This window comes from Staphylococcus sp. ACRSN (genome assembly GCF_022346615.1).
GTDB lineage: Bacteria > Bacillota > Bacilli > Staphylococcales > Staphylococcaceae > Staphylococcus.
In genome coordinates this window covers 45,387-57,506 of sequence record NZ_JAKRNS010000013.1, presented here as the reverse complement: position 1 = coordinate 57,506, position 12,120 = coordinate 45,387, and the positions used below count along the sequence as shown (strand labels likewise).

13 protein-coding genes are annotated in these 12,120 nt (G+C 34.0%); all 13 read right to left on the bottom strand.

Annotated features, from left to right (window positions below):
- Nucleotides 1-23 precede the first annotated feature (23 nt).
- A complete protein-coding gene (locus MHZ36_RS11985) occupies nt 24-374 on the bottom strand; it encodes an ATP synthase subunit I (RefSeq protein ID WP_239231910.1) in 351 nt (116 codons plus the stop codon).
- 156 nt (nt 375-530) lie between these two features.
- The gene (wecB, locus tag MHZ36_RS11980) at nt 531-1,661 is read right to left on the bottom strand and encodes a non-hydrolyzing UDP-N-acetylglucosamine 2-epimerase (protein WP_239231909.1); all 1,131 of its coding nucleotides are present in this window, start codon (nt 1,659-1,661) and stop codon (nt 531-533) included.
- A 22-nt stretch (nt 1,662-1,683) separates the two neighbouring features.
- A complete protein-coding gene (gene upp / locus MHZ36_RS11975) occupies nt 1,684-2,313 on the bottom strand; it encodes a uracil phosphoribosyltransferase (RefSeq protein WP_042739544.1) in 630 nt (209 codons plus the stop codon).
- Nucleotides 2,314-2,331: 18 nt separating this feature from the next.
- The gene (gene glyA, locus MHZ36_RS11970; protein WP_239231908.1) at nt 2,332-3,570 is read right to left on the bottom strand and encodes a serine hydroxymethyltransferase; all 1,239 of its coding nucleotides are present in this window, start codon (nt 3,568-3,570) and stop codon (nt 2,332-2,334) included.
- A gap of 22 nt (nt 3,571-3,592) precedes the next feature.
- Nucleotides 3,593-4,117 (bottom strand): TIGR01440 family protein, encoded by a 525-nt coding sequence (locus MHZ36_RS11965; protein WP_239231906.1) that lies wholly within the window; start codon nt 4,115-4,117, stop codon nt 3,593-3,595.
- Between the two features lie 140 nt (nt 4,118-4,257).
- Nucleotides 4,258-4,683, bottom strand: coding sequence for a low molecular weight protein arginine phosphatase (locus MHZ36_RS11960; protein ID WP_239231905.1), 426 nt, complete (start codon nt 4,681-4,683; stop codon nt 4,258-4,260).
- Nucleotides 4,680-5,711, bottom strand: a complete 1,032-nt coding sequence (locus MHZ36_RS11955) for an L-threonylcarbamoyladenylate synthase (protein ID WP_239231903.1) — start codon at nt 5,709-5,711, stop codon at nt 4,680-4,682. Before MHZ36_RS11955 ends, MHZ36_RS11960 begins: the two co-directional genes overlap by 4 nt.
- A gap of 86 nt (nt 5,712-5,797) precedes the next feature.
- Entirely contained in the window at nt 5,798-6,640 is an 843-nt protein-coding gene (gene prmC / locus MHZ36_RS11950) for a peptide chain release factor N(5)-glutamine methyltransferase (RefSeq protein ID WP_239231901.1), read from the bottom strand.
- Complete coding sequence (gene prfA, locus MHZ36_RS11945) at nt 6,627-7,703, bottom strand: peptide chain release factor 1 (RefSeq protein WP_239231900.1); 1,077 nt, start codon at nt 7,701-7,703, stop codon at nt 6,627-6,629. Before prfA ends, prmC begins: the two co-directional genes overlap by 14 nt.
- Nucleotides 7,703-8,302, bottom strand: a complete 600-nt coding sequence (locus MHZ36_RS11940) for a thymidine kinase (RefSeq protein ID WP_239231898.1) — start codon at nt 8,300-8,302, stop codon at nt 7,703-7,705. The genes prfA and MHZ36_RS11940 overlap by 1 nt, the downstream gene beginning before the upstream one ends.
- Nucleotides 8,303-8,499: 197 nt before the next feature.
- Nucleotides 8,500-8,757 carry a type B 50S ribosomal protein L31 gene (locus MHZ36_RS11935; protein WP_107527136.1) on the bottom strand — a complete coding sequence of 86 codons (258 nt, stop codon included), beginning with the start codon at nt 8,755-8,757 and terminating at the stop codon, nt 8,500-8,502.
- A gap of 144 nt (nt 8,758-8,901) precedes the next feature.
- Nucleotides 8,902-10,218 (bottom strand): transcription termination factor Rho, encoded by a 1,317-nt coding sequence (rho, locus tag MHZ36_RS11930; RefSeq protein ID WP_239231896.1) that lies wholly within the window; start codon nt 10,216-10,218, stop codon nt 8,902-8,904.
- Nucleotides 10,219-10,391: 173 nt separating this feature from the next.
- Nucleotides 10,392-11,819 (bottom strand): aldehyde dehydrogenase family protein, encoded by a 1,428-nt coding sequence (locus tag MHZ36_RS11925; RefSeq protein ID WP_239231895.1) that lies wholly within the window; start codon nt 11,817-11,819, stop codon nt 10,392-10,394.
- Nucleotides 11,820-12,120 lie beyond the last annotated feature (301 nt).

The window sequence follows — 12,120 nt, the reverse complement described above, 5'->3', positions numbered from 1 at the left end:
CTCACCTCTTTCACGTTTAATATTTAATTCTTTTGAATCAAAGGTTTTAATATAATTAAAACATAAGATACGAATAAACCAACAATAACACCAAATATATTAATATAGTCTTTATATAGAACCCAAATACAACAAGCTATTATAACAGTTAAATATCTCCAAACGTTGCCCGTTGAAATATGTATATTATCCTTATCTTTAGCTTTTGCTAGGTAATACTCAAATGTAAAAGTGATACACATTGAACCTGTAAGTCCTATTAAAAGTCCTAATACAATTGGTGACCTTGTGAAAATAAACACAATAAAGAGCACAATCATACCATAACTATAGTATTGTAAGTACTGTTTAAAAATGATGCTGAAACGTTTCATTTTGTGCCTCATTTCATTTTGTAGTTCATTTATGAAAACCGTTCCATTCATATAGTTTTAATAATAATATAGGGTGGTTAGCGTGTCAATTCTATTCAAATTGTAGTTAAAATTTTTACAAACTTGTCACATTTCCGACACATTAACCACCCATAATTATTTAAATGATTCCGGTTTTGTAGCAATTAACTGAAAATAATATTTTATATTTTCACAAATCCTTTGAGATGCTTTACCATCTCCATAAGGGTTACGAGCATGGCTCATCTGTTTATATGCTTCACCATTATCTAGTAATTGTTGTGTTGCTTCATAAATCTTATGTTCATCAGTGCCAACAATTTTCAATGTACCTGCATCAACCCCCTCTGGTCGCTCCGTTGCTTCTCTTAAAACGAGAACCGGTTTGCCCAGTGATGGGGCTTCTTCTTGTACACCACCAGAATCAGTTAAAATCAAATACGCTTGATGAGCAAAATTATGAAAATCAACCACTTCTAACGGTTCAATTAATTCAATGCGTGAATGACCAGACAAATACTTGTCTGCAATCTCTCTAACCTTTGGGTTTTTATGTACAGGATACACAACCACCACATCATCATAATTATCTACTATGCTTCTTACTGCTTTAAATATATGAGTCATTGGTTCTCCAATATTCTCACGTCTATGTGCAGTCAATAAGATAATACGCTTATCTTTATGCTTTTCGATAATAGTAGATTCATATGACTCCTGAATGGTCGTTTTCATCGCATCAATTGCAGTGTTTCCTGTAACTACAATGGATTCAAGCGGCTTATTTTCATTTATTAAGTTATTTGCAGCATTATTGGTTGGGGCAAAATGTAAATCTGCCATTACCCCAACCATTTGTCTATTCATTTCTTCAGGAAATGGAGCATATTTATCAAACGTTCTTAGTCCAGCTTCCACATGACCAATTGGTATTTGATTGTATAATGCTGCTAAACTACCAGCGAAAGTCGTCATCGTATCTCCGTGGACGAGAATCATATCTGGTTGCTCTTCTTTGATAACATCCTCTATTCTATTTAAAATGCGCGATGTAATATCAGAAAGTGTTTGTCCTTGTTTCATAATATCCAAATCAAAATCTGGTTTTATATCGAAACTCGTTAACACTGAATCTAACATTTCTCTATGTTGTGCCGTTACAACAACTATTGGTTGTAATTCGGGATCTTTTTGCATTTCTAAAATAAGGGGTGCCATTTTCACTGCTTCCGGACGTGTGCCGAATACAGTCATTATTTTCTTCATACAACTCCACTCCTAGGAGAAACTATTTTGTGCCAAATAAACGATCTCCAGCATCACCTAAACCAGGCGTAATGTATGCATGGTCGTCTAATTTTTCATCTAATGCTGCAATAAAAATATCTACGTCTTCATGCGCCTCTTGTAACTTTTCAACGCCTTCAGGAGCTGCAATTAAACACATAAAACGAATATGCTTCGCACCACGTTTTTTAAGTGAATTGATTGCTTCTATTGCTGATGCGCCTGTTGCTAACATCGGATCCACGACAACAATTTCACGCTCCTCAATATCTTGTGGTAATTTCACAAAATATTCAACAGCTTCTAATGTTTCTGGATCTCTATATAAACCAACATGTCCGATTCTCGCAGCTGGTACAAGGTTTAAAATACCTTGAGTCATGCCTAGTCCTGCACGAAGGATTGGAACAAATGCTAATTTTTTACCAGTTAAACGTTTTGCAACCATTTTTGTTACAGGTGTTTCAATTTCAACGTCCTGTAATTCTAAATCTCTTGTCACTTCGTATGCCATTAACATACCGACTTCATCTACTAATTCTCTAAATTCTTTCGTCCCTGTATGTACATCACGAATATAACTTAATTTGTGTTGAATAAGTGGGTGATCAAAAACATGTACTTTGCCCATAATTTACTTCCTCCAATTTTAATTATATAAAGGATGTTTTGTTGTTAATGCTTTAACTCTTTCTTTTCCTTCTTCTAATACTTTTTCATCTTCTGGATTTTTCAATACTAAACTAATGATTTTACCAACTTCTTCAAAAGCTGCTTCGTCAAAACCACGAGTCGTAGCTGCTGGCGTACCTAAACGCACACCACTTGTGACGAATGGTTTTTCTTGGTCAAATGGAATCGTATTTTTATTACATGTAATTCCAATAGCATCTAATGTTTCTTCTGCTACTTTACCTGTAATACCTACAGAATCTTTTACATTTAAAGAAACTAGATGATTATCTGTTCCACCTGAAACGACTTTGAAACCTTCACTTATTAATGTTTCTGCTAAAGTTTGTGCATTTTTAATAACTTGTTGTTGATATGTCTTGAAGTCATCTTGCAATGCTTCACCAAACGCAATCGCTTTTGCAGCAATAACATGTTCTAAAGGTCCACCTTGGATACCAGGGAAGATTGTTTTATCGATTTGTTTTTTGTATTCTTCTTTACATAAAATCATACCACCACGTGGTCCACGTAAAGTTTTGTGCGTAGTTGTTGTAACAAAATCCGCATATTCAACTGGGTTTGGATGCAATCCAGCAGCAACTAAACCTGCAATATGAGCCATATCTACCATCAATTTCGCGCCGACTTCATCAGCAATTTCTTTGAAGCGTTTAAAATCAATTGTACGAGAGTATGCAGAAGCACCTGCTACGATTAATTTTGGTTGATGCTCTTTTGCTACTTTTAATACTTCATCGTAATCGATTTGTTCATTTTCTTTATCAACACCGTACTCAACGAAGTTGTAAAATTGACCACTAAAGTTAACTGGTGCGCCGTGTGTTAAATGACCACCATGACTTAAGTTCATTCCTAATACAGTATCACCGTGCTCCAATGCTACGAGATAAACCGCCATATTGGCTTGTGAACCAGAGTGAGGTTGCACGTTAACATGTTCTGCACCAAAAATTTGCTTCGCGCGATCAATCGCTAAAGTTTCTGATACATCAACATATTCACAACCGCCATAATATCTTCTGTTTGGGTAACCTTCGGCATATTTATTTGTTAATACTGAACCTTGCGCTTCCATAACAGCTTCTGAAACAAAGTTTTCTGAAGCGATGAGTTCAATGTTGTTATTTTGACGATTAAACTCATTTTGAATCACTTCATAGATTTCTTTATCTTGCTCTTGAATAAATGACATGGATATATTCCTCTTTTCTGTATTAGTTATATTTCGCTCTTTCGCCACCAATTTTCTTAGGTCTTGAAGAAGCAATAGTAACAACCGCTTCACCAATTTGCTTTACACTTGTACGTTCTGGAATCGCAACATGTTTAATGTGCATTCCAATGAGTGTTTGCCCAATATCTATGCCTTTTGGGACAGAAATATGCTCAACAACCATTGGATCTTCCATATGCTGATATGCGTACGTTGCTAGACTACCACCAGCATGAACATCAGGAATTACAGTCACTTCTTCCATTGTTAAAGGGTTGAATTGAGCACGTTCGATAGTGACAGCTCGATTAATATGTTCACAACCTTGAAAAACAAATGAAACACCAGTTTCTTTTTCAACATGTTGTAACGATGTGAAAATCTCGCGGGCAACATCCATTGAACCAACAGTACCAATGCGCTCTCCAATAACTTCTGATGTCGAACAGCCAATGACACATAATTCATTTGCCTTAAAGAATGATTTTGACATTAATTCATCGAGTAATAACTTTAAATCTTCCATTCTCCCACCCCTTTTAAATAATTAAAAAAAGTAATATGCATATCCTAATGAAAAAAACATACGAAAATGATCGATAGCAAATTTGCTACACGTAATTATTATAACTTATTTGAGTACTCACTTATACCAATTTCATAAATTTATTGCTTTAATATTTTATTTTTTAATCTGTCAATTAAACTATTTAATTCATTATATATTTCTCTATAGTCGACAATTGAGCCACCAAAAGGGTCTGAAACATCACCATAATCATCGACATATTCATTTATTGTAAATACATTTTCTGTATTATTATACATTTGTTGCAATGCTCGTTTATGCGAGGTTGACATTGTAAGTATCAAATCAGCTGTGACATCTTGTTCAGTAAATAATTGAGAATAATTTGGCAATGTTAGTTGTTCTTCCTTAGCAATTTGTTGTGAATATTTTGATATAGGTTGACCATCAGTTGCAAAAATACCTCTCGATTCAAAATGGATATTTGGTATTTTATATTTTGCAATCCCTTCTGCTAGTGGACTTCTACAAGTATTGCCCGTACACACAAAAATGATTTTCATAATTCCTCACCCTTAATAATCGTTTGATTCGCAGCTTTCATTATTCGATTCATAATCGCTGTAGTTTCATCATTAATATCGAATCCATAAATATATGCATATTGAACACAATTATCTGCATCCAATTCATGTAATATATGGTATAAATTGTGATTTGCACCTTTTATATCATACTTACTTTTACATAGAGGTATGAATTTTGCTTTTTTAGGTACCAATGCTTTTTGATCAGCTGGCAAAATAAACGCAGCATGCGACCAATCTTTATCATCATTAGGACGTTGATTTAAATCTTTCACAATATTTAATGGTGTGTCGGGTGAATAATGCTTATACTTCATTCCTGGTGCTATCGGTTTATCCGAATTAAATGGTTGTTCCTTTACACTACCAGGTAAAACTGTTTCAATCATTTGTTTAGTAATAGATCCCGGTCTCGCAATCCTAAATGGATATCGTGTACAATCTAGCACTGTACTTTCCAAACCTTCTTCGCTTTGCTCGGCTTTAATAATTCCATCTATTCTACCATCCAAATCATTTATCACATGCTCAAACGTTGTAGGTGATGGTCTTCCACTTATATTCGCACTAGGTGCAGCGATGGGAATATATACTGATTTTAATACCGCTCTACCTATTGGATGACTTGGCATTCTTACAGCTATTGAGTCTAATCCTCCACTCACGTTTTCACATAAATATCCTCGCTTTAATGGTAAAATAAATGAAATAGGACCAGGCCAAAATTGTTTCATTAATAGTTTAACATTTTCGGTTAATTCTGTAGTAAATGCTTCCAATTGTGCCATATCATATATATGGACGATAAGAGGATTATCTGATGGCCTACCTTTCGCTGAGTATATGTGCTGAATGGCTTCATCATTTCTCGCATCCGCACCTAACCCATAAACTGTTTCGGTAGGTAATGCAATTAAACCGCCTTGTTTATATATTGCACTGATGTCTGATAGATGCTTTTCATTATTCTCTACATCTCCAAAATCCCATATTTTCGTTTCCATATAAACACATCCTTTCGATTCATTATTAATTTTAAAGCAAAATAAAAAGTTATGCACGCTCATGTTAATCATGAGACATACATAACTTAATCATGCCACTTAAAACTTATAATACGATCATTATTATTTATATCTTTAACAATATCCACTTTAAGTTCTGGGTACATTTCACAAATTTTTCCCTTTAATGTTGGACCTTGATTAAAACCAATTTCAAACACAACTTGCGCCTCTGGTAACAAAACTTCAGGAAGCTTTTTCAGAATATCATAATATACCTTATATCCTTTATCTTTAGCAAATAAAGCTGAATGCGGCTCATATTCAATTACAGTATCTTCCATAAAAGCTGCATCCGCTTCATCTATATATGGTGGATTAGAAATCAATCCATTCACTTTTATACCGTTATCCATTAATGGTTTTAATGCATCTCCGTAAATAAATTGAATATCCACTCCGTGAAGTTGCGCGTTTTCTCTGGCAACAGCTAATGCCGATTCACTAATATCAGTAGCATAGACATTTAAAGAGTTATCCATTTTCTTTAGCATAATTGGTATATTACCGCTACCTGTACCAATATCTACAACCTTATCATGATGTTTAAGTAGTTTAAAAAAATGTAACATAACTTCTTCTGTTTCTGGACGTGGAATAAGACAATGCTTGTTCACTTTAAATATTTCACCATAGAATGATTGGTTACCTACTATATACTGAATAGGTTCACCGTCTAACATTCTATCTAATGCTATTTCATAATCATGCGCTTGTTTTGTATTCATCTCATCATTCAAATGCATGATTAAATCTGATTTCGACCAATGAAATAAATCTAACATTAACCATTCGGCTCTCATTGTTTCTATATTACGAGCAGTTGAGGCTTTTTTTGCACGGTCAAGTGCTGACTTAAAGCTCACCATTATTTAGTTCTTTCAATTTTTCAGTTTGTTCAGATACAGTCAGTGCATCTATAACTTCATCCAATTTACCTTCCATAATCTGGTCTAATTTCTGTAAAGTTAAACCAATACGGTGATCAGTCACACGACTTTGCGGATAGTTATATGTTCTTATACGTTCAGAACGATCTCCAGAGCCTACTGCTGATTTACGCTGCGCTGCATACTTTTGTTGTTCTTCTTGTAATTTCATATCAAACAAACGAGCTTTCAAAACTTTCATCGCTTTTTCACGGTTTTGAATTTGTGATTTTTCTGAAGATGTTGCAATAATACCTGTTGGTAAGTGAGTAATACGAACTGCGGAATCTGTTGTATTGACGTGCTGTCCACCTGCACCACTAGAACGATAAGTATCAATCTTAATGTCTTCATTTCTCACTTCAATTTCAACATCTTCTACTTCTGGTAATACTGCAACGGTTGCAGTAGAGGTATGAATACGTCCTCCTGATTCTGTTTCAGGAACACGTTGCACACGGTGTGCGCCATTTTCAAATTTTAGTTTACTGTATGCATCTGCACCTGATACAGAGAAACTTATTTCTTTATAACCACCGTGGTCACTTTCAGCAGCCTCTACAATATCTGTTTTATAATTATGTGCCTCAGCATATTTAGAATACATTCTAAATAAATCACCCGCGAATATCGCTGCTTCATCTCCACCAGCTGCTGCACGAATTTCAACAATTACGTTTTTATCATCATTAGGATCTTTAGGAATTAATAATAATTTCAATGATTCTTCTAATTCTGGAACGCGACTTGTTAAACCTTGACTTTCTTCTTTCAACATTTCAATTTCATCTTTATCTTTAGTATCATTTAACATTTCTTCGATTTCTGAAATATCTTCTTTAACCTGTTTATATTCACGATATACTTCAACTGTTTTTTGTAAATCTGCTTGTTCTTTTGAATATTTACGTAAATTATCAGGATCATTTACTACATCAGGATCACTTAACATTTCATTTAATTGTTCATATCTTTCTTCCACTATATCTAATTGATCAAACATTACATTTCCTCCTTTTCATTATCACTAGGTGCAACAATATGGTGCGCTCTACATCTAGGCTCATAACTTTCATTTGCTCCTACTAATATTACAGGATCATCTACCTTTGCTGGCTTCCCATCGATTAACCTTTGAGTACGACTTGAAGACGAACCACAAACTGCACATACGGCTTGTAATTTTGTCACATCTTCACTGACTGCAAGTAAATGTGGTATAGGTTCAAAAGGTTCTCCTCTAAAATCCATATCTAATCCTGCGGTAATTACTCTATGCCCTTTTTCTGCTAATTGTTCAACTATATTTACAACTTTAGATTCAAAAAATTGTACTTCATCAATGCCAATCACATCGACATCAGATAAGTCGTGTTTAAGTATTTCGGCTGCTGTAGAAATATTAATCGCTTCAATTGCATTGCCGTTATGAGAAACAATCTTATCTTTATGATAGCGGTCATCGATAGCCGGTTTAAACACGACTACTTTTTGTTTAGCATAAAGACCTCGTCTTAATCGACGAATTAATTCTTCCGATTTACCACTAAACATGCTTCCAGTAATACATTCAATCCACCCGGAATGATAAGTTTCATACATGATACGTTCCACCTTTTTTCAAAACATAATCGTCTCATTATATCATATTTTTTAAATTGAAATGTGCTATTTTTTAAAGATATTTTCTAAATTATGTATATGTTTTATCTATAAATCATTATCTATATTTTCTATATCAAGCTTGTATTCAAATGAAAAAAGCATTCTCATAATATGAGAATGCTCTAGAACAACAATTATTCGTTGCTTGATTTGTATCCGAATTTCTTGTTGAAACGTTCCACACGACCATCCGCAGCAGCGAATTTTTGTCGACCTGTGTAGAATGGATGTGAGTCAGATGAAATATCTAAGCGAATAACTGGGTATTCGTTTCCATCTTCCCATTCCATCGTTTCAGATGATGATTTTGTTGAACCACTTAAGAATTTAAAATCTGTAGTAGTATCTAAAAAGATTACTTTGTGGTATTCAGGATGAATATTTTGTCTCATTATTTTCAGCTCCTTTGCCCTGAACCATCCGGAACAGAGTTGTTTGTGAGTTTTTTACCCAATACTTCGTAATTATAATAGCTATACATGCAAAACGCAACCCTAAATATAAGATTTCATTTAATAGAAATCTTAATATTTCTATTAAATAATTGGTTTTCCAGTCTTTGTACTTTCTTCTGCAGCTTTTTGCAATTGTTCAAAGAATTGTTTATTGTCATTAGTACGCTTCAATTTTCTTACAAAACGTTCAGTAAAATCAAGTGAATCCGTAAACATGTTTCGTAATTGCCAAAGTGATTCCAATTCTTTTGGAGAAATCAGTAATTCTTCTTTACGCGTTGAACTACGTCCGATATCAATTGCTGGGAATACACGGCGCTCTGCCAATTTACGATCGAGGTGTAATTCCATATTACCTGTACCCTTAAACTCTTCGTAAATCATATCATCCATACGTGAACCAGTATCAACTAAGGCAGTTGCTAAAATAGTCATACTACCACCTGCTTCAATATTTCTTGCAGCCCCAAAAAATGCTTTAGGCTTATGCAATGAAGCTGGATCTAATCCACCAGAAAGTGTTCTACCGCTAGGCGGAATTACAAGGTTATAAGCACGCGCTAATCTCGTAATAGAATCCATTAAAATGATTACATCTTTACCTATTTCCACAAGTCTTTTGGCACGTTCTAGTAATAATTCTGCAACTTTAACATGATGTTGAGGTGGTTCATCAAAAGTAGAATGAACAACTTCAGCGGACTCAACTGATCTTTCGATATCAGTTACTTCTTCTGGTCTTTCACCGACAAGTAATACAAATAATTCTGCATCTGGCTTATTTGTTGCAATTGCATTAGCAATTTCTTTCAAGAGTGAAGTCTTACCTGCTTTAGGAGGTGCTACGATTAGACCACGTTGGCCTAAACCAATTGGGGTAATCAAATCCATGATTCGTGTCGAATAGTTCTGTTGCGTTGTTTCCAACATAATACGTTCTTCAGGATATAAAGGTGTCAACGCTTGGAAATGCGGTCGTTTCTTAACTTCTTCTGCATTCTCATCATTGACAAAATCAACTTGCAACAAACCATAGTATTTTTCATTATCTTTAGGCTTTCTTACTTTACCAGTTACTTTGTCGCCTCGCTTTATTTCAAAACGACGTATCTGACTAGCAGAAATATAAATATCTTTTTCACCTTTTGAATAATTGACTGTTCTTAAAAAACCATAACCATCTTGTTGGATATCATCTAAGATACCTTCCATATAATAATTACCATCTTTTTCCATTTGGGCTTCCATAATGGCTAGAACAAGCTCTTTTTTATTTAATTTACTATAATTTATTAATTTAAGAGATTTTGCTTTTTGAGTGAGATCTTTTGTAGTGTAATTTTTGTATAATTCGTGGAACGATTCATACTGAGGTGATGTACGTTCTTTTTCAGGCATTATCTTGCACCCATTTCATAAATAAGTTTTTAAATAACGTAAAATCCTACGCTATTTACTTTTTTAACTATAGCAAATTTTCCTTTTAATTACAAAACGTATTTCAATTTCTCAAATATAAAAAAGCAAGGTAGAAAAACTACCTTGCTTAAATCTATTGATTATTGAATAAATTAATTAAAGTAACCAGCAATTGATTTAACTTCTAAGAATTCTTCAATACCAAAGTCGCCCCATTCTCTACCAATACCTGATTTTTTATAACCACCAAATGGTAAATCTGGACGGCGTCCTGCTTCATTAATTTGTATTGTACCAGCTTCAATTGATCGCGCAACTTTTACTAAAGTATCTTTATCAGTACCATAAACATAACCTGCTAAGCCATATTCAGTATCGTTTGCAATTTCAATTGCTTCATCTAAATCGTTGTAAGTGATAATAGACATTACTGGTCCAAAAATTTCTTCTCGAGCAATCACCATATCATTATTAACATTATTGAAAATTGTAGGTCTTGCAAAATAGCCAGTATCTAATCCTTCAGGTTTACCAGGGCCGCCGAATAATAATTCCGCACCTTCTGCTATACCTTTATCAATATATGATTGAACTTGATCAAATTGTTTTTTACTTATGATTGGTCCAACACGTGTGCCTTCTTCTCTAGGGTTACCTACTTTAACTTGGCTAAATTCTTCTTTAACTGCTTTTAAGAATTCTTCTTTAATACTTGCTGGCACAAGTGTTCTTGTACCGGCCGCACAAACTTGACCAGTATTATGAACCACTTTATTTGTAGCTGCTTTTGCAGCACCTTTAATATCAGCGTCTTCTAAAACGATAAATGGTGATTTCCCACCTAGTTCAAGTGATACTTTCTTAAAGTCTTCTGCTGCTTCTTTCATAATACTTGATCCAGTTGGTCCAGATCCTGTGAATGACATCATTCTTACTTTTGGATGTGCACTTAACGGGCGACCAACACCTTGTCCGTCACCATTAACTAAATTAAACACACCTTTTGGTACGCCTGCTTTTTCAAAAATTTCTGCTAAAATTACAGCAGCAAATGGTGTTTCTTCAGACGGTTTTAATACGACAGGACTTCCTGCTGCAAATGCCGCTGCTAATTTTAATGAAGTTTGATTCATTGGAAAATTCCAAGGTGTTACTAAACCAGCAACCCCAATTGCTTCTTTAACAACGAGATTATCACCTCTACGCTCTTCAAATTCAAAATCATTAAGCGCATCTCTTGCTGCTGTAAAATGATCTAATCCCATTTGATAGTGAACACTTTCAGCTACAGAAGCTGGTGAACCTAATTCATCTATAATTGTATCTACGATGTCATCTTTTCTGTTTTCATATTCTTTAACGATATTATCAAGCAATTCTTGTCTTTCCTTCACTGAACTATGTCTAAATTCTAAATAAACATTTTCAGCTGCATCGACTGCTTTATCAACATCTTCTTTATTACCTTTAGCGACAGTGCCCGCAACTTCTTCTGTTGCTGGATTAATTACTTCAATAGTCTCTCCACTTGCGCTTTCTATCCATTCTCCATTGATAAATTGTTTAGTGAAATTTCTCATTAATTATTCACTCCTTAAGTTGAATTACTAACCATATTTTAACCTAGATAATTAAAATTTAAACTAAACTGCTCACATATATTTTAAAAAATTCACTATAAAACGTTTTCGAATCAAATTACACATATCATTCAAAAAATTTTTTAGCTTAATAGAAATAACGAAAAAGCATTATATTTCAATACATTTTCATTACATTAAAATGATTATGAATAATTTATTACAAACCCATAAAATTATAATACTTACATATTTTAGATAACTACTTAACATTACTAACTAAAAAAACTGCTAACAAAAA